Below are 23320 nucleotides of genomic sequence, written 5' to 3'. Positions count from 1 at the left end.
CGCTGTCCAGATGCCCGCAGAGCACGTCGCGCAGCAGCGCTCGCAGCCAGCCGGTCAGCTCGTCGACCAGGCCCTCCAGCGCGCCGTCCTCGGGCGCGACGCCGGCGACGACCGCGCGCTCCAGCGCGACGAGGTGCGCGATGCGCTCGGTGACCTGGGCGCGCTGCTCGGGGATCGCGCACAGCGCCGCCACGCGGCCCGCCAGCCTCCCGGTCTGGGGCCCTCGGGCTCCAGCAGCGCGCGCAGCGCGAGCAGGACGTCGGTCAACGCCTCGGACGGGCGGCCGCGGTCGGTGGCCAGCTCGAAGCGCTGCAGCGCCCAGGCCAGCTCGCCGCCGCGCGGGGTGCGCCGCCCCACGAGCGACAGGAACGCGCGCAGCTCGTCCTCCTGCTGGGGCGGGATCACGCAGACGCCCCGCGCCACGGCGCCGCCGGCCATCGCGAACGGCTGCCACCCGCCGCCGCCCGTGCGCGTCCAGGCCGTGCGGGCCAGCACGATCCCGGCGGCGTCGTAGAGGCGCAGCGCGGTCAGCAGCCGCCGCAGCCGGACCTGGGCGTGGCGCAGCGGCGCCTCGTCGCCCGGAGCCGACTCCCAGGTGAGCCGGGCGAGCACGACCTGGTGGCCGTCCTCGCGCTCGAACAGCGCTTCGCGCGGCGCGTCGGGGCAGGCGTCGGCGCACACGAGCGCCAGGCCGTCGCCCAGCGCGATCTCGTCGGAGGTCAGCGCCAGGCCGAGCAGCGGGGCGACGACCTCGGTCAGCGCGCGGCCGTCCATGACCGCGGACTCGAGGTCCTCGTAGGCCCGGGCCAGGCGCTCGGGCGACAGCTCGAAGTCGCCGGAGTCCTCGAAGACGCGGGTCAGGAACAGCCGCAGGGCGTACTCGGCACGGGCCCGGTCGGCGCCGGGGACGCGCGACTCGCCGCAGGCGACGAGGTAGGCGTCCAGCCCGCCGCAGGCGGCGAGCGCGTGCACGGCGGGCAGGAAGCTCGGGAGGCGACCGAGGATCGAGCGGCGCTCCTCGATGAAGCCGCCGGTCAGCGGGCGGTAGCAGTACAGCGGCGCCTCGCGGCGGCTGCCGGCGAGCTCGACGACCTCGAAGGGCACCTCGGCGCCGGCCGCGGTGTCCGCGGCGAGCTGGTGGGCGGACTCCTCGGCGAAGGCGGCGAGCGCGGCATGCAGCTGGCGATTGCGCATGCCGGTGCGGTTCGTGTTCGGTGCGGGCGGTCCTGCTCGCGCAGGACGCCTTGCAGGCCGCTGCAGCTTCCGCGGGGCCCCGTGCAGGTTCTGCACGGCGAGCCCGTGCATCGCCCGCGGCCGCCGGGAAGGCCGCAGGAGGCGTCGAATCAGCAGCGACCGTGTCGCCCGCCCCGCGCGCCTCCCTGATCGCCCTCGGCCTCGCCGCGGCCCTCGCGCTGCCCGCCTTCGCCCGGGCCGGCGGCACAGGCGGGCTGGGCTATGCCGAGACGGCGCCGGCTCCCCCGCCCGCGGCGGCGCCCGCGCTCGTGCCGCCCGCCCCCGTCGCCCCGGTCGAGCCGGTCGTCCCGGCGACCGTCGGGCCCGACGGCCGCGCGACGGCCCCGGCGGGAGCGCCCGCGCCCGTCGCCGCGCTCGTGGCGGCCGGCAACGCGATCGCCTCGCTGCCCTACCGCTACGGTGGCGGCCACGGCACGTGGCAGGACACGGGATACGACTGCTCGGGGTCGGTGTCCTACGCGTTGCACGGCGCGGGCCTGCTCGACGCGACGCTGGACTCCACGGGCCTGGAACGCTGGGGCCAGGCCGGCCCGGGCGCGTGGATCACGGTGTACGCCAACGCCCGGCACACGTACCTGGTCGTGGCGGGCCTGCGCTTCGACACCAGCGGGGCTCGCGGCGGCTCACGCTGGCAGGCGGCGCCGCGCAGCGCGCGCGGCTTCCGCGTGCGCCACCCCGCGGGCCTCTAGGGTCCGGGCGCGGTCCCGCCCGGCGAGGGCGGCGTCAGGGAGGTGCCGGGCCGCACGGCCCGGACGTAGAGCGCCGAGGCCCGCGCCGTCGTCGTCCCCGAGCCGGTGCGCGGGGTCAGCCGGTACAGGCCGGGGCGGCGCAGCGCGACGTCGATCGAGAACTTCGCCGCGCGCGGCCGCACGACGAGCGCGCGCACGCGGTGGTAGCGCCCGTCGCTGCCCTGGCGCTCGACGACGACGGTGACCGGCGCCAGCGGCCGCACGCTGCCCTGGACCGTGAGGGAGCGCCCGGCCCGCACGCGCGTCGTGCGCGCCTTGGCCTCCAGCGCCGGCAGGCAGGCCACCTGCGTGCCGGCGGTCACCACGACGGCCGCCCCGGGGACGGCGGCACGGGCGCGGATCCGGCCCGCCGCGCGCCACACCGGCCCGGCGATGAAGCCGCCGTCGGCGTCGGTCACCGCACGGGCGACCGTGACCCATCCCTGGGTGCCCTGCTTCTGCAGCTGGACGGCCTGGCCGGCCACGGGCGAGCCGTCGCCGCGGTGCACGCTGCCGCTGACGGGGAGCACCTCGCCGTAGACGACCCCGGTGGGCACCGGGTCCAGCGCGATGCTCGCCGCGACGACCGGGACGCCGGGCGCGATGGCCAGCGTGCGGGCGCGCAGGTCGGGCAGCTGGGCGTAGAGCGCATTGCCCGGGCACTCCGTCGAGTCGCCGTCGCGGTGCCCGCTGATGCGCTGCAGCGTCACCGGGGTCCCCGAGGGGTAGCGGTTGTCCGCCCCGCCGCCGGAGGTCAGCACGACCTGGCCGGCGACCGGCGCGCCGTGCAGCGGCAGCTTCCAGGCGATGAGCGCGGCCATCGCGTTGATCGCGGCGTCGGTCTGGGCGACGTCGGAGTAGGTCCCAAGGTTGGAGATGCCGGTCGAGTGGCTGTTGTAGCCCTGGGCCTGGGCGCCGATGATGGCCTGGTCGACGCCGCCCGCACGGCCCTCGAAGATCTGGCCGTACTTGTCGACGAGGAAGTTGTAGCCGATGTCGTTCCAGCCGTTGGTGTCGCGGTGGTACTTGGCGATGCCCAGCACGATCGCGGCGGAGTCCGTGGGCGCGTAGTCGTTGGCCGTGACGGTGTGGTGGACGAAGGCGACCTGCACGTCGCCGTACTCGGGGGCGGCGCGGGGCACGACGGCGTCGCCGCCCCAGGCCGCGCGCGGGATGATCGGCGGCGGGCCTGCCTGGGCGGTGCGCGCGCGGGCCGCGCGGGCCGCGCGGGCGGTCGCCCGGGCGCCGGCGCGGCGGGCCGCCGCGGGCACGGCGACGAAGTGCACCCGGACGGCGGTGCGCGGCGCGCGCTGCGCGCGCAGCTGCAGCTCGTCGGAGCCGCCCGTCCAGACCGGGTCCGAGGCGTGGTCGCCGCTGCCGGTGTCGGGCCGGTGGTGGGCCCCGGCCCCGAGCGGCACCCAGGGGCTCCACGTCCCGCCGCGGCGCCGCACGCGCACCTCCAGGCCGGCGGCCGCCGCGCCGCGGACGCCGAGCAGGTCGAAGCGGCGCGGGGCGCGCAGCACGGCCGTCCGCCGGCCCGAGAACGCGCCGGGCGCGACGTCGAGGCCGAAGCCGCGCGGGCGCACGAGGCGGCCCGCCCACGCCGGGGCGGGCGCACGCGTCCACAGGGAGGTCAGACCGGCGGCGGCACCCAGGGCCAGGGCACGCCGCCGCGTGAGCGGCGGAGCGTCCACCCGGTCCAGGGTAGTCGCGGGCCCAGGAGCCGCAAGGCGTGCAGGCAACCGTGCCATCGGGGTGAGAACCCCCGGCGGCGGTGCAGAGTTGCGACCCGGCGGCCGCACGGCGTCCGGGCGCGCGTCAGGCGACGGCGGCGACGGGCGGGAGCTGCTCGTCGGCCGCGTTGGCGCAGGTGCCGCCGAGCCAGCGCTCGCCGTAGGAGCGCATGTGGTCGATGAGCGGCAGCAGCGCGCGGCCCTTCTCGGTCAGCGCGTACTCGACGCGCGGCGGGACCTCGGCGAACGTGTGGCGCTCGACGATCGCCTCCTCCTCCAGCGCGCGGAGGCGCAGCGAGAGGGTGCGGGGCGAGATGCCCTGCAGCGAGCGCTCGAGCTCGCAGAACCGCGAGTGCCCCTCGGCGAGATCCCGGATGAGCAGCAGCGTCCACTTGCCGCAGATGATCTCCGCCGTCTGGCACACGGGACACGTTGGATCCACGGGCATCGGCCCATAACTATACCGAATGAAGTCGGGTCGGCCGGGGCGCCGGGGGTCGTCTGCCGGCGCCCGAATGGCGCGTTGGTGGCGCACGACCACACCTTCGCGACATCCGATCCCTCGGTGGGCGCCGGCGCGCCCATCCGGGAGGCACGTCGGAGGGTGATGACCGTGGGGGCGTCAGCCCCCGAGCAGGTTCCCGAGCGCGTTGCCCGAGCCGCCGCCCGACGCCGGCGCCGCCTCGACGCGGCCCTCGGACGGCTGCACCAGCACCCACCCCTGGCCGGAGAACGCCATCTGCAGCGACTCGCCCGAGCCACGGCCGATCAGGTTCTTCATCTTGAAGTCGGTCTTCAGCGCCGTCGTGACGCCCTGGGACCAGGTGATGGCGGCCTGCGCGTCGGCGAACGTCGGCGCCGACGCCACGTTGAGCAGCACGGGCGGTCCGTCGGAGAGGATCGCGACCCAGCCCGTCCCATGCAGCGCGGTGTTGTACAGACCGCCGCCCATCATGCCGCTGGCGCCCTGGACGCGCTCGATGCTCCAGTCGATGTCGGCGTCGAAGGCCAGCAGGTTGGGGCCGTTGACCGTGATCTTCTCGCCCTCGAGGTAGACCAGGTGCACGTCCTGGGCGGTGTCGGCCAGGAAGACCTCGCCGGTGCCCGAGACCTTCATGAGGGTCTGGCCCTCGCCGGTCATCGCCTTCTTGAGCATCCGGCTCATGCCGCCCGACCCGCCGTGCTCGAAGGTCGCATCGCCCTGGTAGGCGACCATCGACCCGAGCTTGGCCTGGATCGTGTTGCCGGTCAGCGAGACCTTCAGCAGCTTGGAGTTCTGCAGCGTGAAGGACTCGGTGGACTGCGTCTCGTTGTACTGGGCCAGGGTCGTCTGCATGACCCGACCCTCCCCGACCGCCGCCGGGCGGTCAAGGAGGGCTAGCCGTAGGCCGGCGGGCGCCGGATGGGCTAGCGCAGGACGTTGGCGGCGGTGCCGGTGGTGCCGTGGTCGGCCGAGTTCAGGTCGTCCATCGTGGTGCCGCGACGGCCGTCGGCGGCGACGAGGAGCTTGAAGTCGTGCGGGCTGGAGGCGAAGGCCATCGCGTCGTCCATGGTGATCCGCCCCGCCTTGAGGTGGTGGAAGAGCGCCTGGTCGAACGTCTGCATGCCGTAGTAGCCGCCGTCGGCGATGACCTCGGGCAGGCGGCCGGTCTGCTGCGGGTCCATGATCATGTCCTTGACGCGGCCCGTCATGCGCAGGACCTCGCAGGTGGCGACGCGGCCCGTGCCGTCCGACGTGGGCACCAGGCGCTGGGAGACGGCGCCGCGCAGCGTGCTGGCGATCATCGCGCGCACCTGGTTGTGCATGTGCGGCGGGAAGAACTCGATGAGGCGGTTGACCGTCTCGGGGGCGTCCATCGTGTGGACCGTGGAGAACACGAGGTGGCCGGTCTCCGCCGCGCTCAGGGCGGTCTGGACGGTCTCCTCGTCGCGCATCTCGCCGATGAGGATGACGTCGGGGTCCTGGCGCAGGACGCGGCGCAGGGCGGTCTTGAAGCTGGCGGTGTCCATCCCGATCTCGCGCTGGTTGATGACGGAGCGCTTGTCGAGGTGCAGGAACTCGATCGGGTCCTCGATCGTCACGATGTGGCGCGACCTGGTCGAGTTGATGTGGTCGATCATCGCGGCCAGCGTGGTCGACTTGCCCGAGCCGGTCGTGCCGGTCAGCAGGACGATGCCGCGCTCCTCCTCGGCCAGTTCCCGGATGACGGGCGGGAGGTCGAGCTCCTCGATCGTCTTGATCCCGTAGGGGATCGCGCGCATGACGATGGAGACCGAGCCGCGCTGGCGGAACGCGTTGACGCGGAAGCGCGCGAGGCCGACGACGGCGTAGGCGAAGTCGACCTCGCCCTGGGCGTCGAACTCGGCGAGCTTGGTGGCGTCGCCACCCAGCATCATCTTCACCGCGTTGTCGGTGTCCTCGGACTCCAGGGGCTCGGCGCCGGGCACGGGCACGAGCTCGCCGTCGACGCGGCAGAGGGGCTGCGAGGGCACCTTGAGGTGCAGGTCGGAGCCGTTGAGCTCGACCAGCTTGGCCAGGGAACGATGCAGATCGAAGGACACGATCCAGGGGTTCGGCCCCGGTCCCGGCGTCTTGATGGCCTCCGTGGGGCACTGGACACCCGTCCGATCCGCTTCCTGCCCGCCCCCGCGCTCCGTCTGCGCGATGCCGGACCCCCTCGGTCGGCGGCGCGCCGGGGCACGCGGCCCACCGGCGCCGGGTCGGAAGCCGTCGCTCCCGACGAGGGTCCCCGCCCCACCGGCGATCACGGAGCCGGGCCCGAGGCGCTTGGGCCGTGCCGGCGCCCGCCGCACCACCAGCGCCGGGAGCCCGAACGACGAAGGGCCCGCAACGCGGGCCCTTCGGAGGCACGGCGGGAGGACCGGAGCCGCTAGGCCACGTCGCGCAGCTTCTGCGCCTCCGCCAGCGACTGGAGCTTCTTGAGCGACTGGTTCTCGATCTGACGGATGCGCTCGCGCGTCACGTTGAACGTGCGTCCGACCTCGTCGAGCGTGCGCGGGTGCTCGCCGCCCAGGCCGTAGCGGAGCTCGAGGACGCGGCGCTCGCGGTAGGAGAGGTTCTCCAGCGCCTCGCGCAGCGCCTCCTTCGTGAGGATCTCGGCGGCGCGCTCGTACGGCGACTCGGCCCGCTCGTCGGCGATGAACTGGCCGAACTCGGACTCCTCCTCGTCGCCGACCGGCTTCTCGAGGGAGACCGGCGCCTGCGCGGAGCGCTTGATGGAGTCGACCTCCTCGGGATCGATGCCGGTGACCTCGGCGATCTCCTCGGCGGTGGGCTCGCGGCCCAGCTCGGTGACGAGCTTGCGCTCGGCGCGGCCGATCTTGTTGAGCTTCTCGACGACATGCACCGGGATGCGGATCGTCCGCGCCTTGTCGGCGAGCGCCCGCGCGATGGCCTGGCGGATCCACCAGGTCGCGTACGTGGAGAACTTGAATCCCTTGCGGTAGTCGAACTTCTCCGCCGCGCGGACGAGCCCGAGCGTCCCCTCCTGGATCAGGTCGAGGAACGGCAGGCCCTGGTTGCGGTAGTTCTTGGCGATGGAGACGACGAGGCGCAGGTTGGACTCGACCATCTTCTGCTTGGCGTCGAGATCGCCGCGCTCGATGCGCTTGGCGAGATCGACCTCCTCCTGAGCGGTCAGGAGGCGGACCTTGCCGATGTCCTTGAGGAACAGCTGGAGGCTGTCCGTGGTCATGTCGGGCCGCAGGTCCAGCTGGTTCTTCGTCTTGCGCCGCGTGCGCTTGTCGGGCGCGCGGTCGACCTCGTTGGCCGCGGTGGAGGCGGGGTCGATCTCCTCGACGAGCTCGATCTCGCTGCGCTCCAGGAAGCCGTGGAGCTCCTCGATGTCGGATTCGTCGAGGTCGATCTCGGCGACGGCGGTCGCGATCTCGGCGAACGTCAGCACGCCGGTGACCTGGCCACGCGCCAGGAGGCCCTTGATCTCCTCGAGTTCCTGCAGTTCAACTACTGACATCGACGTCCGTTCAGTTCGCCGGCGTGGCGTCGCCGGCAGGGTTATCGGGGGTTCAAGAGGACGTTCGTGACTCGATGACGTCGGCACTGGCGACGCAACGGTCCCGAGCGTAGGTCCCAAGGGTAGTCGCTGGCCGGGACCACAGCAACGTCGTGTGACCGCCGTCACACCCCGGCAGCGCTGCCCTCGTGACGCAGACCTCTATCAGGTCTACCCCGTCCGGCTGGTTGGTTTCGCGTTCTTGCTCGATCAGGGCATCGGCAGGTCCCGCGCCGTCCCTGAGTGCTGGGCGCCCTGCTGTCGACGGGCCCGCGCGGCACCCGTGCGAGGATGGAAGGCATGAGCCCCGCCGACCGCGACGTCCTCACGAGCCTCCCCCGCACGCGCCCGACCCGCCGCAGCGCCAAGCGCGGCGGCCGGGCGGTCGCGGGCGACGTCGCGGCGTCGCCGGCCCCCGCGGCACCGACAGCCGCCAGGCCCAAGGCCAAGCCGAAGCCGAAGCCGAAGGCCAAGCCCGCGGCCGCCAAGCCGAAGGCCGAGCCCGCGGCCGGCAAGCCGAAGGCCGCCGCGCCCGCCGCGCCCAAGCCGGCGCCCGCCAGGCCGAAGCCCGCGGCCGCCAAGGCCAGGCCCGCGGCCGCCAAGGCCAGGCCCGCGGCCGCCAAGCCGAAGGCCGCGTCGGCCGAGCCGAAGCCGCGCCGGGCCACCGCACCCCGGCCGGCGGCGCCGAAGGCGACCGTCCCGCCCCCGCGGGCCGCGAGCACGCCGCCCCCGCCGGCGGGCTGGGCCGCCCCGCACGGCGAGGAGCCCCGCGGCGGCACGGGCGAGCTGCTGGGCACGACGGTCCAGGCCGTCGGCGAACTCGCGCAGATCGGCCTCACCTACGGCGGCCAGGCGCTGCGCCGCGCGCTCTCGCGCCTGCCGCGCCCCTAGATCGCGGACGCGCCGGATCCCGGCGCATGCCCCCCCGCCGTCGGCGGGGTGTTATGCTCCCGCGCCGTCAGCCGAGTTCCGGCACCACCTCGAGTGCCGGAAGCGGGGGAACCACCTGTGGGTCGCACCGAGCGGCCCACCGGGGCGAATCGGTCCAGCAGCGTCCGTAGCGCCGTCGTCCGGCGCGAGCCCGTCAGCTCACCCCGTAGGCCGTTGGATGAGGACCGAGCACGAGTTGCAGACGACCACCGTCAAGCTGGGCGCCGCCCTTGGCGCTCTCGCCATCGCCCTCCCGACCGCGGTCGCGGCCGCTGACGCCACCCCGGCCGCACCCGCCGCCGCCCCGGCGCCCGCCGCCGGCACGGCGCCCTCGCCCGGCGGCCTCGGCTTCTCCGATCCCTCGGAGCCCAGCGTCTTCGCCGACGGCTCGACCCTCGTCGCCCCGCTCGCCGGCCTGTTGGGCGACATCGTCCCGGTCACGGGCACGCTCGCCGGCTCGCACCCCGGCGACTCCGTGGTCGTCCAGCAGCTCGACGCGAGCACGGGCTGGGTGCAGGTCGCCACCGCGACCGTCGCGGCCGACGGGACCTACAGCGCCGGGTTCAAGCCCGGCCACAGCGGCCATCCGCGCCTGCGCGTGGTCGCCGCCGGGCAGCCGGCGCCCGCCGCCACCGCCGCGTCGGACGCCGCCGGCGGCCGCGAGCTCACCGTGTTCCATCGCGCGCGCGCCACCTGGTACGGCCCCGGCTTCTACGGCCGCCGCACGGCCTGCGGGCGGCGGCTGACCAAGGCGACCCTCGGCGTGGCCCACAAGACCCTGCCCTGCGGCACGCTCGTCGAGCTCTACAAGGACGGCCGCACCGTCACGGTGCCCGTCATCGACCGCGGCCCGTTCCGCGCCGGGACGAGCTACGACCTCACCGCGGCGACGGCGCAGGCGCTCGGCGTCACGACGACGACCGTCCTCGGCGCCGTCCGCGCCACGGACCCGGCACCCGCCGTGGTCCCTGCGCCCTCCTAGGTCAGCGGCACGCCCGCGGCGCGGGCGGCGAACATGCCCTGGTCCGCGCGGCCGGCCAGGTCGGCGACGCTCGCACCGTGCTCCGGGCAGGCGGCCACGCCGACCGACGCCGCCAGCGGCGCGCCGGCCAGCACCGCGCGCCCGATCGCCGCGGCGATGCGCGCGCCGAGCTCACGCGCCGAGGCGCCGTCGCGGTCGGGGCTGGTCAGCCACCAGCGCCCGAGGCGCTCGCGCACGACGAGGTCGGCGGGCGCCAGCTCCGCGGTCAGCCCGCGCTCGGCCGCCTCGAGCGCGACGGCGACCTCACGGCCGCTCTGCGCCGCCAGCAGGCGATCCAGGTCGTCGATCTCGACCACGAGCACCGCGAACGGCCGGCCGTCGGACCGGCGGCGCCGCAGGCGGCGGTCGATCGCCGACAGCCACGGCGGCGCGGGGCGCCCCGCGTCCTCCCAGCTCGTGTCCACCGAGCCGCCGCGCGTGACGGTCGGGCCGCCGGCCGCGCCACCGGCGGGCCAGTCGGCGCCTGCGGGCGGGCTCGCGGCCAGCTCCTCGGCGAGCGTCGTCAGCGGGTCGACGCCCCCGCCGGGCGGCGGGTCGACGACGTGGACGCCGCGCGGCGGCGGCGGGGCCTCGGGGTCGGCGGCCGGCGCGGGGCCGGGCTCGGTCGGCGCGCCCGCGAGGGCGGTGGCCAGCGGGCCGGCGCGACCGGGGACCGCGGGCGCGGCCAGGGACGCGGCGGTGACGCGGGCACACACGTGGGCCAGGCGGTCGCCGAGGTCGGCCATGAGCTCGGGCGGCGCGTCGCCGAGCGCAGCGCGCAGCGCCCGCCAGGTCACCGCGCGCAGCGCCTCGACGCCCGCGGCCAGCGCGGCCGGCGTGCGCGCGCCGGTCAGCCGGGCCGCCGCGGCCCCCGGGGCCGGGCGGCCGTCCCCGCCGACCAGGCGCTCCAGCTCGCGATCGGAGGACAGCGCCGCGAGGACCGCGGCGCACAGCTCGGGACCGCCGCGCGCCAACTCGGCGGCGGGCACCGCGCCGGCCTGCGCCAACGGCGCCTCGGCGACCAGCGCCAGCAGCCATGCCTTGGCGATCGCGACAGGGTCGGCGGTCGGCGCGTCGGCGACGGGGCGCGGCCGGCGACCGTGGTGTCCAGCTCCATCCATGGAGCGCGCATCTTGGCAGCCGTACCCGACGGGTTGGCCCGGCCCGGACCACATCCTGGTCGGTCGGCGAGGGTCGTCGCCGGACACGCGAGAATGCGTCCGTGCCCCTGCTGCCCTCCATCGACGAGGCCCGCGCGATCCTGCTCGCGGCCGTCACCCCGCTGCCCACCACCGACATCGCGGTGACCGACGCGCTGGACCTCGTCCTCGCCGAGGACGTCGTCGCCGCCCACGACGTGCCCGTCTTCGCCAACAGCGCCATGGACGGCTTCGCCACCCGGGCGGCGGCGGCCGGCTCGCACCTGCGCGTCGCGGGCGAGTCGCGGGCCGGCGCGCCCTACCCCGGCACGGTGGCCGAGGGCGAGGCGGTGCGGATCTCCACGGGAGCCGCCCTGCCCGCCGGCGCCGACGGCGTGCTGCAGCTCGAGCTCGTCGACGACGACGGCGACGCGATCGTCCTCGGCGAGGCCGTGACGCCCGGGCGCAACGTGCGCGACGCCGGCAGCGACCTGACCGCGGGGACCGTCGTGCTGCGGTCCGGCACCCGCGTCGGGCCCGCCGAGCTGGGCGTCGCGATCGGCGCGGGCCGGGCGGCGGTCCGCTGCGCCCAGCGGCCGCGGGTCGCGATCGTCACGACCGGCGACGAGCTCGTGACCGCCGGCGACGCGCTCGTCCCGGGCCAGATCCACGACACCAACGGCCCGACGCTCGCGGCGCTGGCGCACCGCTGCGGGGCCGAGGTCGCCGGGGTCGGCCACGTCGGAGACGACCTCGAGGCCACCCGCGGCGTCATCGCGCAGGCCCTCGAGGCGGCCGACCTCGTCGTGCTGGCCGGCGGCGTCTCCGTCGGCCGCCACGACCACGTCAAGCCCGCGCTGTCGGACCTCGGCGTCCGCGAGCTGCTGTGGCGCGTCGCGCTGCGCCCGGGCAAGCCGACGTGGATGGGCGAGCGCGACGGCACGCTCGTGCTCGGCCTGCCGGGCAACCCGGTCTCGGCCTACGTCACGTTCCTGCTCTTCGCGCGCCCGGCGCTGGCCGCGCTGCAGGGCGGCGACCCGACGGTCCCGCGCACGACCGCGGCACTGGGCACCGCGGTGCCTCGGCATCCCGACCGCGACGAGTGCGTGCGCGTCCGGGCCGCGGCCGACGGCACGGTCCACCCGACGGGCCCGCAGGGCTCGCACGTGCTGTCCTCGCTCGTCGGAGCCACGGCGCTGGCCATCGTGCCGCGCGGCGAGGGCGAGCTGTCCGCGGGCAGCGAGGTCGTGCTCGAGCCGGTCTGAGCGGCTCAGGCGCGCTCGAGGTAGGCGACCATGCGGGTCGTCAGCGCGGTGAGCGCGGGCGCCGGGGACTCCAAGGCGAGCGGGCGGTCGGCGAGCAGCTCCTGCAGGCGCTCGCCGAGCTCGGGGTCGGCGCGGGCCGCGAGGCGCGCGGAGACCTCCGTGGCGCGGCGCGTCGCGGCGGCGTCGATGGTCCAGATCGCCTCGAAGTGGCGCTCGCCGTCGCCCTCGGCGCCGGGCTCGGTCACGCCCGGCTGCTCCCAGGCCAGCAGGCACGCCGCGTACCCGGGGGCGTCGACGACGACCGCCCACTCGTTGCCCAGGGCGTCCTGCGGGTCGATCGGCAGCTCGACCGGGCCGCCGTCGGGACGGCCGACGGCCGGGAAGTCGGCGAAGACCGCGGAGGCGTCGGCATGCATCGCCATGCGCCGGTAGCGCGGCTCGACCTGGCGGTAGAAGCGCTCGCGCTGGAAGGCGCCGAAGACGATGGGCGCGGCGGCGTGGGCGAGGGTCTCGTGCTCGATGGCGCGCGAGAGCGCGACGAGCGTGGACTTCTTGAGCACCTGCGGGCGGATGCCGCGGTCGGCCGACGCGACCGCGGCGTAGATCGACGGGTGGTCGGAGGCCCCGCCCCCGGCGTCGTGGGCGCGCTCGATGGCCGCCGGGACCGAGAGGCCGCGATGGCGCAGGGCGAGGACCTTGCGCAGCAGCTCGACGTCGGACTCCGTGTAGCGCCGGTAGCCGGCCGCGGTGCGCCCGGGCACGGGGAAGCCGTAGCGCTGCTCCCACATGCGGATCGTGCCGGCGGCGATGCCGGTCCGTTCCGCGACGTCCTTGATGGCGAGTTCTGGCATGGTCTCCAACAGCTCGGAACCGAGCTTCAACACGACGTTCAGTGTTCCTTGCTGCCCGTGGGGGTACGACGCCCGGGGTGCGCCGGGGTCATCGCCCCGGCCCGATCGCCCGTAATCCGACACGTGAACACTCGCGCCGCCAAGATCATCGTCCTCACCGGCGCCACCGGCTACGTCGGCGGGAGGCTGCTGCCCACGCTCCTGCAGGACGGCCACGAGGTGCGCTGCGTCGTGCGCGACCCCGCGCGCGCCGACCTGCCCGCCGGGGCCGTGGTCGTGCGCGGCGACGTCCTGTCGGGCGACGGCCTGGACGAGGCGATGGCCGGCGCCGACGTCGCGTACTACCTCGTGCACTCGATGGGCGGCGGCAAGGGCGACTTCGCCGCACGCGACCGCGACGGCGCCCGCACCTTCGGCGCCGCCGCGGCCCGGGCCGGCGTGGCCCGCACGATCTACCTCGGCGGCCTCGAGGGCGGCGACGACGCGGCGTCGGAGCACCTGCGCAGCCGCCACGAGGTCGCCGGCGTGCTGCGCGACGAGGTCGGCGCGGGACTCGTCTACGTCCGTGCGGCGATGATCGTCGGGGCCGGCAGCACGTCCTTCAAGATGCTGCGCGGGCTCGTCGAGCGGCTGCCCGTGATGATCACGCCGCGCTGGCTGGAGACCCGCAGCCAGCCCGTGGCGATCGGCGACGTCGTCTCCACGCTCGCCGCGCTGGCCGTGCGCGACGACGCGCCCGACGAGGTCCACCTCGGCGGCGCCGACGTGCTGACCTACCGCGAGATGCTCGGCCGTGTGGCGGCGCTGCTCGGCCGCCGCCAGCCGCTGTTGCTGCGCGTGCCGTTCTTCACCCCGCGCCTGTCCTCCTACTGGGTGGCGCTCGTCACGCCGGTCGAGCTCGGGCTCGTCCAGCCGCTCGTGGAGGGCCTGAACTCCGAGACCGTCGTGCGCCGGGCCCCGCCCCCCGGCCTCAACGACGCGCCGATGGGCTTCGACGACGCCGTGCGCGCGGCGCTCGCTCCGTAAGGTGGGTCGCCGATGCTGGTGCCCCTGGCCATCCTCGCGGCCGTCGTGCTCGCCGCCGCGGCCGCCCGCCGGCTCTTCATCGGCTCCCAGCGCATCGAGGGCGTCACGGTCCGCACGCCGACCGACGACACCAAGATCGGCGCCGACGGCGCCGTGCGGTCGATCCAGGGCGCCGAGATCGTCCTGCCCGAGGAGCTGCTCGGCGAGCTGTGGAGCACCCAGACGCTCGAGCGCCTCGCGCGCACGTACTGGTCCTTCCTGTCGCACGCCACGCTGGGGATCGTCCGCGTCTACTACACCGAGCGCGAGCGCTACGTCTGCGTCCTGGCGCGGCCGTTCAAGCTGCTGACGTTCGGCGCGCCCGAGTACGAGACCGACGCCGACCGCGGGATCGTGCGCTGGCGCATCGTGCAGGGCCTGCTCGTCGCCTCGGCCGGGCGCTCGGGCGATGGCTACCTGGAGATCGACGTCCAGCGGATGGACTGCGACGTGGCCGGCCAGGCGCGCATCCACGTCGAGGTCGAGGTGGCCAACTTCTACCCGGCGATCGCCAGCCGGCTCGGCCGGTTCCTGTACGCCAACACGCAGTCGCGGATCCACGTCATCGTCACGCACGGCTTCCTGCGCCGCCTGGCGCGCCGCGACCTCGAGGAGTCGGTCACCGGGCGCTTCCGCGAGGTGCCCGAGGGCAAGGACACGCCCCCGCCGCAGCGCGAGCGCGACAAGGCCTGACGAACGTCGACCCAGGGGCCGGATTGGTTCTGCGGGGGTCGGCCCCAGGGGGCCGAGCCCGCGCCGGGGCGAAGGAGCCTCCGCCTCAACCGTAGCGGCCCGAGCCCAGCGACCGCAGCTTGCTGCGGTCGTGGCGGGCCGAGATGCGGCGCACGGTGCCGCTGCGGGAGCGCATCACGAGCGACTCGGTCGTCGCGGACTTCGCGCCGTGGTAGCGCACGCCCTGGAGCATGTCGCCGTCCGTGACACCCGTCGCCGCGAAGAAGCAGTCGTCGCCGCGGACGAGGTCGTCCTGGGTGAGCTGGCGGGAGAGGTCGTAGCCCTCGTCGATCGCGGCCTGGCGCTCGGCGTCGTCGCGCGGCCACAGGCGGCCGACCATCCCGCCGCCGAGCGACTTGATCGCCGCGGCCGAGATCACGCCCTCCGGCGTGCCGCCGATCCCCCAGAGCAGGTCGACGGGCGAGCGGTCGGACACCGCGAGCATCGCAGCGCTCACGTCGCCGTGGGCGATGAGCCGCACGCGGGCGCCGAGCTCGCGGACCTCCTTGAGCGTCTGCTCGTGGCGGTCGCGCTCGAGCATGACGACCATGACGTCGTTGATCTCCACGCCGCGGCGCTCGGCGACCAGCTCGATGGTCTTGGTCAGCGGGCGCTCGAGGTCGAGCAGGTCGGCGATGTCCTCGGCGCCGGCGAGCTTCTCCATGTAGACGATCGGGCCCGGGTTGAACATCGTGCCGCGCTCGGACAGGGCGATGACGGCCAGGGCGCTGGGCATGCCCTTGGCCGCCAGCGTCGTGCCCTCCAGCGGGTCCACGGCGATGTCGACCTCGGGCGGCGCGCCGTCGCCGATGCGCTCGCCGTTGTACAGCATGGGCGCCTCGTCCTTCTCCCCCTCGCCGATGACGACCGTCCCGTCCATGCTGACCGTGCCCAGCACGAGCCGCATGGCGTCGACGGCGGCCTGGTCGGCCCCGATCTTGTCGCCGCGGCCCACCATGCGGGCGGCGGCCAGCGCGGCCGCCTCGGTGGTGCGGACGAGCTCCATGGCGAGGTTGCGGTCGGGTCCCGGCGTCTGCGACATGACGCGATCCTATGGATCGCGGCTAGGCGACGCTCTGTGCGAGCGCCACGAGGTCGGCCGCCCTCCACGGTCCCTGGGCGGTCAGCCGCAGGTGCAGGCCGTCGCGCTCCCAGCACAGCTCGTGCACGGGGCGCAGTGACGGCTGGGCCTCGGCCAGCGGCGCCTGGCGATGGGTCATGCCCGCCGCGACGGTCTCCGGATCGGTCGCGTCCTGCAGCGTGTGCGGCGGCGGGCGGTCCACGCCCGCGTACAGCGCGAGGCGCCCGGGGCTGCCCGGGCGCGAGTCGTCCAGGTTGAAGGCGACCTCGACCGCCCGCGGACCCACGGCGTGGACGTCGACCCACCGCACCAGCGGCAGCGCGGCGCGCGGCAGCGGGACCGGCCGGCCGAGACGGGCGTCGGCCTCGGCGATGCCGTCGAGGGGCTCCACCCCGGCGACGCTACCGGCTCAGGGGCGGCTGTCCACCGCGGCACGCAGCCGCCCGAGGCCCTCGGCGATCTCCTCCGTGTCGTGGGCGGTGAACGACAGCCGCAGCGTCGCGCGGTCCGGCGGCCCGGCGTAGAACGGCCAGCCCGGGACGAACGCGACCTCGTGCTCCAATGCGTCCGCCAGCAGCGCCTCGGCGTCCCAGCCGTCGGGCAGCCGCGCCCAGACGAACATGCCGCCGTCGGGCCGCGTCCAGCGCGAGCCCTCCGGAAGCGCGGCCGGCAGCCCCTCGACGAGCGCGTCGCGGCGCGGCCCGTAGGCGGCGCGCAGGCCGGCGATGTGCGCGTCGAGGTCGCACGTCGTCAGCCAGTGCGCGGCGGCGGCCTGGTCGATCGTCGACGTGTGCAGGTCGGCCGCCTGCTTGGCGACGACGAGCGCGCGGTGCAGGGCGGCGGGCGCGCGCAGCCAGCCGATGCGCAGGCCGGGCACCAGCACCTTGGAGAGCGTGGAGAGCGCGATCGTGCGGTCCCGCGCGCCGGGGAGCGCGGCGATCGGCGCGACGGCCTCGCCGCGGTAGCGCAGCTCGCCGTAGGGATCGTCCTCGACGATCCACAGCCCCAGCCGCGCGGCGACCTGGGCGATGGCCTCGCGGCGCGCGAGCGGCAGCGTGCGGCCCGTGGGGTTGTGGAAGGTGGGCACCGTGTACAGGAGCTTGGGCTGCTCGCGGCGCACGAGGGCCGCGAGCGCGTCGGGGTCCAGGCCGTCGTCGTCGCACGGCACGCCGACGACGCGGGCGCCGGCCATCTGGAAGCACTGCAGCGCGGCGAGATAGGACGGCTCCTCGGCCAGCACGACGTCGCCGGGCTCCAGGAGGACGGCGGCGATGAGCGTCAGCGCCTGCTGGGATCCGGTGGTGACCAGGACGTCGTCGGGCTCGGTGGGCAGGCCGCGGCGGCCCAGGCGCGCGGCGATCGCCGCGCGCAGCTGCGGGTCGCCCTCCGTCGTCGAGTACTGCAGCGTGCGCCCGTAGGCGTCGTCGGCCAGGGCCGTCGCGAACGCCTCGCGCAGGCCGGCGGCGTCGAAGAGCTCGGGCGCGGGCAGCCCGCCGGCGAACGAGATGATCCCCGGGCGCTGGGTCAGCGCGAGGATCTCTCGCACCGGCGAGGACGCCACGCCGCGCAGCCGCCCGGCCGCGGGCGGCGGGGCCGTCGAGATCGCCGGCTGGCCGGCGGCGCCCGTCATCGCTGCGGCCTCGTGACGAGGATGCCCGCGATCGTCAGGTCGTCGTCGAGCGCGAGCAGCGTGCGCAGCTCGGGCTCGGCGCGGGCGGTGAACGGGATGGGCGCGGCGTCCAGGCCCTCGGCGCGCAGGGCGTCGCCGAGGTCGCCGAGCGCGCCGGCCCGCAGCGTGCCGGCGCGGCGGGCGAGCACCACGAGGTGGACGGGCACCTCGTGCAGCTCGTGGGCGAACACGTCGGCGGCACGCAGCTCCCGCGCCCGGCGGGCGGGCGCGTCGTCGGCGATGATCCGCAGGCCGCCCGTCGCGGCGAGGTGGGCGGCCCAGTGGGGCAGGTGTGCGTCCCGGATCGCCCGGCGGCGCTCCGGGTCGGTGACGGCACGGACCCTCCAGGGCGCCAGGCGCGCGCGGTGGACGGCACGGGCCAGCGCCGCGGGCTGCACGGGATCGGCGCGGAAGGGGCGCAGCGTGGTCGGCGCGGTGCGCAGGTCGTCGGTGAGCGACGGCATGAAGGGGACCTCCTAGGGGTGATGCGACGAGTGCGGGGACGACCGGACACCGGACCCGCTGTCTGCGGGCCGTTAGGGGGTGCCGGCGTGCGCTACTCGAAGGACCTGCATCACGTGGGCGCCGATGGTACGCGAGTCGGCCGCGTGGCGCCAGGGGCGGCGGGTGCGGGTGCGGGTGCGGGCTGGGTGGCCGGGCGGACCGTCCGGGATGATCTTCGTCGGCCACTGCGCTCGCGCGCCGGCCCGCGGTGCCCGGGCGTCGTCGGTGGTGTCGCTGCCCGTGACGTCCGGCGGGCCGTCGGCACCGATGCGCGTGGCGTCCCGCCGACCATGCGCCCTACCGATGGCTCATCCCCAGCGGCGCACCCGCCGGCGCAGCGGCGCCCGGCGGAAGTTCTCCTGGGCCAGCGCCGCGTCGGCGATGACGAGCGCCGCCTCGGCGCCGATGGCCACCGCGCCGAGCACGTTGAGCTTGCGCTTCAGCCTCGCGGCCGCCGGCGACGCCGACGGCGCCGCCGTCGAGCCGTCGGTGAGCGGCACCGCACCGTCCGGCGGCTGGCGCGCGAAGCGCACGCCCTCGGCCGCCGTGGCCAGCCCGGTGACGACGACCGTCCCCACCAGCCCGTCCTTGACCCGGGCCAGCGCCCGCTCGCGGCCGGTGAGCCGCGCGGCCCCGCGGGCCTCCTCGGCGCGGGCGCCCACCCAGCCGGCCGTCATCGCGGCGAGCCCGAGCGAGTTGACGGTCCCGTAGCGTCGCCACGCGGCGTTGACGACCTCCCCGCGCTCCCGCGGGTCGGTGATCCGCTCGACGGCCGGGTGCAGGGCCAGGCGGCCGAAGAGGTTGCCGCCCAGCAGCGCGGCGAGGCCGAGCTCGTGGGCGGCCCGTCCGGCCTGGCTGACGAGATCGCTGGAGGGCGTGAGGGCGCTCATCCCCACGGGGTCACCCAGCGCCCCGGCGGCCAAACCCGTCCCCCGGACGCGGAGCCCTACAGCCCCGCCGCCTGCAGCAGGTTGAGCCACACCTCGCTGCGGGTGGGGAACGCCGGCACCGCGTGCCACAGGTCGTCCAGCGCCGTCGCCGCGGCGACCGCGATCGTCGCGGCGTGGACCCACTCGGCGACGTCGACGCCGACGAACGTCGCGCCCACGAGCACGCCGCGGTCCTCGTCGATGACCAGGCGCGAGGTGCCGCCGCCGCCCTTGCCGTGGAAGCTCGCGCCCGCGGTGCCGTCGCTGGAGACGTCGACGGCGCGCGCGCGGATCCCGGCCTGCTGCGCCGTGGTCAGCGTGTGGCCGACGGCCGCGACCTGGGGCTCGGTGAACGTCACGCGCGGCGGCGGGCCCATGTCGCGCACCCGCGCGTCGAGGCCGCAGATGACGTCGGCGGCGATCCGCGCCTGGTACTTGCCCATGTGCGTGAGCAGCGAGCGCCCGTTGGCGTCGCCGATCACGTAGAGCCAGTCATGCCCGGGCACCCGCAGGTCGTCGCCGACCTCGACGGGCCCGTCGGCCTCGATCCCCACGGTCTCCAGCCCGCACGCGTCGGTCTGGTGGCGCCGGCCGGCGGCGACGAGGATCTCGTCGGCCTGCAGCGTGCCGGCCCCCCGGCCTCCACCGTCACGCGCCCGTCGGGCCCGCGCGTCACCGACGACACCTGCACGCCGGCGTGCACCGTGACCCCGTCGGCCTCCATCCCCTCCCGGACCTGGCCGGCCGCGTACTCCTCCTCGCGCTCGAGGATCCGCGGCGCGGCCTCCAGCAGCGTGACCTCGGCGCCGAGCGTCGCGAACGCCTGGCCCAGCTCGGCCCCGATCGGCCCGCCGCCGAGCACGATGAGCGACCGCGGGACCTCGTGGACCGCGACGGCCTCGCGGTTCGTCCACGGCCGCGCCTCGGCCAGCCCGGGGATCGGCGGGATCGCCGGCGCGGTCCCCACGGCGACGACGACCGCGCGCCGCGCCCGCAGCACGACGTCGCCGACGGCCACCGTGCGCTCGCCGGTCAGGCGGCCGTGGCCGCGCACGAGCGCGATGCCGCGGTCCTCGAGCCACGGCAGCTGGCCGGCGTCGTCGAAGTCGTGGACGACCTGGTCGCGGCGGCGCAGCACCGCGCCCACGTCGAGCTCGCCACGGGCGGCCTCCGCCGCGCCCGGCACCCGCCGCGCCTCGGCCAGCGCCTGCGCCGGGCGCAGCATCGCCTTGGACGGCATGCAGCCCCAGTAGGAGCACTCGCCGCCGACCAGCCGGTCCTCGACGATCGCGACCTCCACGTCGCGGTCGGCCAGCCGCCCGGCGATCACCTCGCCCGCCGGCCCGGCCCCCAGCACCACCACGTCGACCTCCCGCTCGTGGCTCACGCACCACCCGCCTTCCAGTCGCGGAACGCATCGAGCAGGTCGCGCTCCATCTCGGGAGCCAGGCCCTCGGGGACCAGCTCCCCGGTCAGGCGGATGGTGTCCCGGATCTGCTCGAGGTACGCGGTGCAGTGCTCGCACGCCGCGATGTGCGCCTCGAACCTGGCGCGGTCGCGGTCCGACAGGCCGCCGTCGAGGTAGGTCGTGACGAGCTCGACGAGCTCGCGGCAGCTCAGGTCCCCGGGAGGACCCGCCGTGCGCCTGCGCCAGGGAAACCACCGTCTGCTCATCCGTCGATCCAGTTCTCGAGGGCCTCGCGCACCCTGGACCGCGCGCGGTGCAGGAGGACCCTCTGGTTGGTCTCCGTCAGGTCCAGGGCGTTGCGGACCTCCTCCGCGCTCAGACCTTCCAGGTCGCGCAGCGTGATGACGATCCGCTGACGCTCGGGCAGCGCCGCGATGGCCTCCTCGGCGATCCGCCGCGCCTCGGCGGACTCCAACGCGACCTCGGGGTCGTCCTCCCAGCGCCGCGGCGGCGAGGACCAGTTGCCCTCGGGCGCGAAGCGGGCCGGGTCGACCGACGGCTCGTCGGCGTCCTCGTCGCCCCCGCCCAGCGACGCGAACGGCAGCGTCCGGTGGTCGCGCACACCGCGGGTCTTGGCGCGGTTGACCAGGATGCGGAAGAGCCACGTCTTGAACGACGAGCGCTCCTCGAAGCGCTCGAGCCCCCGCAGCACGCCGAGCCAGGTCTCCTGGACGACGTCCTCGGCGGCGGCCTGCGTGGAGACGTACATGCGCGCGAGGCGCAGCAGCGCCGGGCTGTGGCGCCGCACGAGGACCGTGAAGGCCTCCTCGTCGCCCGCCCTCGCACGCCGGACCAGATCCTGGTCGGCGGCGTCGGACACGGCGGTCATCGGAGCGCGACTCTACCGCCACGCACGGCAGGGACCGGTCGTGTCACTGTCCTGGTCTCCGGAGGCGATCAGGAGACGGGATGGCGCAGCGGTTCATCGGCGTGGACGTCGGCGGGACGAAGGTGTCGGTCGCGGTGCTCGAGGGCACCGTGCTCTCCGAGCCCATCCTGCGCCCGACGGTCCTGAGCAGCTCGCAGGGCCTGATCGACCAGCTCGCCCACGTCATCCAGGAGCAGGGCCCGGCCGACGCCGTCGGCATCGGAGTCCCCTCCGTCATCGACTTCGCCACGGGCACGGCCCGCCACTCGGTCAACGTCCCGCTCGAGGACGTCCCGCTGCGCCGGCTGCTGACCGAGCGCCTGCGCATGCCGGTCTACGTCGACAACGACGCGACGGTCGCCGCGCTGGCCGAGGCCCACGGCGACGACCTCGGCCTCGTCGCCCAGACCCTCGTGCTGTTCACGGTCGGCACCGGCGTCGGTGGCGGCATCGTCATCGGCGGGCGCATCTACCGCGGCGCGACGGGCGCGGCCGGCGAGCTCGGCCACCAGCTCATCGGCGCCTCGCTCACCGACGGCGCGCCCGAGCACAGCGACGAGGCGCCCCAGCCGGGCTCGCTCGAGCGCCTGGCCTCGGGCCGTGCGCTCGATTCCCTGGGCCGCGACCGCGGCTTCCCCGACGGCCCCGCCGTGGTCGAGGCCGCGCAGGCCGGCGACGCCGATGCGCTCGAGGCGGTGCACATCCTCGGTGAGCGCCTGGGCGTCGGGATCGCCAACGCCATCAACGTGTTCGACCCTGAGCAGGTCGTGATCGGCGGCGGCGTGTCGGCGGCCGGGGACCTGCTGCTCGAGCCGGCCCGCGCGGTCGCCCGGCGCTTCGTCCTGCCGGGGGTGGGTGGCCGCACGGAGATCCGTCTGGCGCGCTACGGGCCGCAGGCCGGCGTCCGCGGTGCCGCCCTGCTGGCGGGTCAGGAGGTGCTGGTCCGGTGAAGCCCTGGGTTGCCTTCACAGCACCGGTCGTAGGATCGAACGGGTACTTCGACGTCACGAGAGGGCAACCATGGCTTCCACGGCATCCGTCAACGAGCGCCTGCAGCGGCTGACCGGCCTGGGGACGAGCATCTGGCTCGACCAGATCCGCCGGTCGCTCGTGCAGACCGGCGAGCTGGCCAAGCTCGTCCGCGACGACTGCCTGCGCGGGGTCACCTCCAACCCGGCGATCTTCGAGAAGGCCATCCTGGGCTCGCCCGAGTACGACGAGCAGATCGAGGCCGTCGCGCGCTCGGGCGGCGACGCCCGCACGATCTACCAGGCCATCGCGATCCAGGACGTCCAGGAGGCCTGCGACGTCCTGCGCGGCGTCTACGACGAGACCGGCGGCCACGACGGCTACGTCTCGCTGGAGGTCGACCCCGACCTGGCCTTCGACACCGCCCGCACGATGCAGCAGGCGCGCGAGTACTGGGGCCGGGTCGACCGCCCCAACCTGATGATCAAGATCCCGGGCACCGACGAGGGGCTGCCCGCCGTCGAGCAGATGCTCTACGAGGGCTGAACATCAACGTGACGCTGCTGTTCAAGGTCGCCCAGTACGAGAAGGTCATGGAGGCGTTCGTCCGCGGGCTCGAGCGCCGCCACGAGGAGGGCCGCTCGCTCGACGTGCACTCCGTGGCCTCGTTCTTCGTCTCGCGCGTCGACACCGAGGTCGACAGGCGCCTGGAGGGCACGGCCCACGCCGACCTGCAGGGGCGCGCCGGCGTCGCCAACGCCCGCGCCGCCTACCAGGCCTTCCGGCGCGTGCTGCTCGGCGAGCGCTTCGCCGCCCTGCGCGAGGCCGGCGCGGCGGTGCAGCGGCCGCTGTGGGCCTCGACCGGCGTCAAGAACCCCAAGTACCCCGACACGCTGTACGTCGACGGCCTCGCCGGGCCCGAGACCGTCAACACCATGCCCATCGCGACGCTGGACGCAGCCCGCGACCAGAGCGAGGTCGCCGAGGCCACCGTCGCGCTGGACCCGACGGCCGACCTCGAGGCGCTCGCCGCGGCCGGCATCGACCTCGGCGACGTGACCGACAAGCTGCTGCGCGACG

General features: G+C 75.6%; 22 protein-coding genes, 2 pseudogenes and 1 riboswitch. Of the genes and pseudogenes, 8 read left to right on the top strand and 16 right to left on the bottom strand.

From position 1 onward, the window contains the following. Positions 1-54 precede the first annotated feature (54 nt). Positions 55-1194: a hypothetical protein gene (locus tag FSW04_RS08900; RefSeq protein ID WP_146918410.1), complete on the bottom strand. Its 1140-nt coding sequence runs from the start codon at positions 1192-1194 to the stop codon at positions 55-57. 161 nt (positions 1195-1355) lie between these two features. On the opposite strand from FSW04_RS08900, the gene FSW04_RS08895 reads away from it, so the two are divergent. Further along, entirely contained in the window at positions 1356-1943 is a 588-nt protein-coding gene (locus FSW04_RS08895) for a hypothetical protein (protein WP_146918409.1), read from the top strand. On the opposite strand, the gene FSW04_RS08890 is transcribed toward FSW04_RS08895, so the two are convergent. From FSW04_RS08890 to FSW04_RS08870, 5 genes are all read right to left on the bottom strand, one after another. Continuing rightward, entirely contained in the window at positions 1940-3676 is a 1737-nt protein-coding gene (locus tag FSW04_RS08890; protein ID WP_187369361.1) for an N-acetylmuramoyl-L-alanine amidase, read from the bottom strand. The two genes, FSW04_RS08895 and FSW04_RS08890, sit on opposite strands and share 4 nt — an antisense overlap. A gap of 124 nt (positions 3677-3800) precedes the next feature. After that, the gene (locus FSW04_RS08885; RefSeq protein ID WP_146918404.1) at positions 3801-4163 is read right to left on the bottom strand and encodes a winged helix-turn-helix transcriptional regulator; all 363 of its coding nucleotides are present in this window, start codon (positions 4161-4163) and stop codon (positions 3801-3803) included. 174 nt (positions 4164-4337) lie between these two features. Further along, complete coding sequence (locus FSW04_RS08880) at positions 4338-5051, bottom strand: AIM24 family protein (protein ID WP_146918402.1); 714 nt, start codon at positions 5049-5051, stop codon at positions 4338-4340. A 71-nt stretch (positions 5052-5122) separates the two neighbouring features. Next, complete coding sequence (locus tag FSW04_RS08875; RefSeq protein WP_146918400.1) at positions 5123-6277, bottom strand: type IV pilus twitching motility protein PilT; 1155 nt, start codon at positions 6275-6277, stop codon at positions 5123-5125. Positions 6278-6606: 329 nt separating this feature from the next. Continuing rightward, on the bottom strand, positions 6607-7710 hold the full coding sequence (locus tag FSW04_RS08870; protein ID WP_146918398.1) for a sigma-70 family RNA polymerase sigma factor: 1104 nt from the start codon (positions 7708-7710) through the stop codon (positions 6607-6609). Positions 7711-8049: 339 nt separating this feature from the next. On the opposite strand from FSW04_RS08870, the gene FSW04_RS08865 reads away from it, so the two are divergent. Continuing rightward, positions 8050-8640 carry a hypothetical protein gene (locus tag FSW04_RS08865; RefSeq protein ID WP_146918396.1) on the top strand — a complete coding sequence of 197 codons (591 nt, stop codon included), beginning with the start codon at positions 8050-8052 and terminating at the stop codon, positions 8638-8640. A 59-nt stretch (positions 8641-8699) separates the two neighbouring features. After that, a riboswitch (cyclic di-AMP (ydaO/yuaA leader) is annotated at positions 8700-8867 on the top strand. Then, positions 8858-9661, top strand: coding sequence for a septal ring lytic transglycosylase RlpA family protein (locus FSW04_RS08860; RefSeq protein WP_146918394.1), 804 nt, complete (start codon positions 8858-8860; stop codon positions 9659-9661). It overlaps the preceding riboswitch by 10 nt. Here the strand turns inward: FSW04_RS08860 and FSW04_RS08855 are convergent. Next, positions 9658-10821: a nucleotidyl cyclase domain-containing protein gene (locus FSW04_RS08855; protein WP_146918392.1), complete on the bottom strand. Its 1164-nt coding sequence runs from the start codon at positions 10819-10821 to the stop codon at positions 9658-9660. The two genes, FSW04_RS08860 and FSW04_RS08855, sit on opposite strands and share 4 nt — an antisense overlap. Positions 10822-10922: 101 nt before the next feature. On the opposite strand from FSW04_RS08855, the gene FSW04_RS08850 reads away from it, so the two are divergent. After that, the gene (locus tag FSW04_RS08850; RefSeq protein WP_187369360.1) at positions 10923-12104 is read left to right on the top strand and encodes a molybdopterin molybdotransferase MoeA; all 1182 of its coding nucleotides are present in this window, start codon (positions 10923-10925) and stop codon (positions 12102-12104) included. 5 nt (positions 12105-12109) lie between these two features. Here the strand turns inward: FSW04_RS08850 and FSW04_RS08845 are convergent, their stop codons facing one another. Next, complete coding sequence (locus FSW04_RS08845; protein WP_146918389.1) at positions 12110-12955, bottom strand: DICT sensory domain-containing protein; 846 nt, start codon at positions 12953-12955, stop codon at positions 12110-12112. A 123-nt stretch (positions 12956-13078) separates the two neighbouring features. Here FSW04_RS08845 and FSW04_RS08840 point away from each other — a divergent pair, with 123 nt between their 5' ends. Together FSW04_RS08840 and FSW04_RS08835 are read left to right on the top strand one after the other, a co-directional pair. Further along, positions 13079-13981, top strand: coding sequence for an NAD(P)H-binding protein (locus FSW04_RS08840; RefSeq protein WP_146918387.1), 903 nt, complete (start codon positions 13079-13081; stop codon positions 13979-13981). Positions 13982-13993: 12 nt separating this feature from the next. Then, positions 13994-14713: a hypothetical protein gene (locus FSW04_RS08835; protein WP_146918385.1), complete on the top strand. Its 720-nt coding sequence runs from the start codon at positions 13994-13996 to the stop codon at positions 14711-14713. Positions 14714-14798: 85 nt separating this feature from the next. Here the strand turns inward: FSW04_RS08835 and glpX are convergent, their stop codons facing one another. The 8 genes and pseudogenes from glpX to FSW04_RS08795 all read right to left on the bottom strand — a co-directional run bounded on the left by glpX (position 14799) and on the right by FSW04_RS08795 (position 21232). Beyond that, positions 14799-15794, bottom strand: coding sequence for a class II fructose-bisphosphatase (gene glpX / locus FSW04_RS08830; protein ID WP_146918383.1), 996 nt, complete (start codon positions 15792-15794; stop codon positions 14799-14801). A gap of 22 nt (positions 15795-15816) precedes the next feature. Beyond that, the gene (locus tag FSW04_RS08825) at positions 15817-16224 is read right to left on the bottom strand and encodes a hypothetical protein (protein WP_146918381.1); all 408 of its coding nucleotides are present in this window, start codon (positions 16222-16224) and stop codon (positions 15817-15819) included. 18 nt (positions 16225-16242) lie between these two features. Further along, a complete protein-coding gene (locus FSW04_RS08820; protein WP_146918378.1) occupies positions 16243-17463 on the bottom strand; it encodes an aminotransferase-like domain-containing protein in 1221 nt (406 codons plus the stop codon). Further along, a complete protein-coding gene (locus FSW04_RS08815) occupies positions 17460-17966 on the bottom strand; it encodes a nitroreductase family protein (RefSeq protein WP_146918376.1) in 507 nt (168 codons plus the stop codon). The genes FSW04_RS08820 and FSW04_RS08815 overlap by 4 nt, the downstream gene beginning before the upstream one ends. A 348-nt stretch (positions 17967-18314) precedes the next feature. Next, the gene (locus FSW04_RS08810; protein WP_146918373.1) at positions 18315-18896 is read right to left on the bottom strand and encodes a hypothetical protein; all 582 of its coding nucleotides are present in this window, start codon (positions 18894-18896) and stop codon (positions 18315-18317) included. A gap of 56 nt (positions 18897-18952) precedes the next feature. Then, positions 18953-20322: pseudogene (locus FSW04_RS08805) on the bottom strand (dihydrolipoyl dehydrogenase family protein). Further along, complete coding sequence (locus tag FSW04_RS08800; RefSeq protein ID WP_228431047.1) at positions 20319-20609, bottom strand: anti-sigma factor family protein; 291 nt, start codon at positions 20607-20609, stop codon at positions 20319-20321. Before FSW04_RS08800 ends, FSW04_RS08805 begins: the two are co-directional and overlap by 4 nt. Next, positions 20606-21232, bottom strand: coding sequence for an RNA polymerase sigma factor (locus FSW04_RS08795; protein WP_146918371.1), 627 nt, complete (start codon positions 21230-21232; stop codon positions 20606-20608). Before FSW04_RS08795 ends, FSW04_RS08800 begins: the two co-directional genes overlap by 4 nt. 80 nt (positions 21233-21312) lie before the next feature. Here FSW04_RS08795 and FSW04_RS08790 point away from each other — a divergent pair, with 80 nt between their 5' ends. Continuing rightward, complete coding sequence (locus FSW04_RS08790; RefSeq protein WP_146918369.1) at positions 21313-22221, top strand: ROK family protein; 909 nt, start codon at positions 21313-21315, stop codon at positions 22219-22221. Positions 22222-22291: 70 nt separating this feature from the next. Then, positions 22292-23301: pseudogene (tal, locus tag FSW04_RS28385) on the top strand (transaldolase); the annotation flags it as partial. Positions 23302-23320: the final 19 nt, after the last annotated feature.

The organism is Baekduia soli, from assembly GCF_007970665.1.
GTDB classification, from domain to species: Bacteria; Actinomycetota; Thermoleophilia; order Solirubrobacterales; family Solirubrobacteraceae; genus Baekduia; species Baekduia soli.
This window is presented reverse-complemented; position numbering and strand designations above follow the sequence as displayed.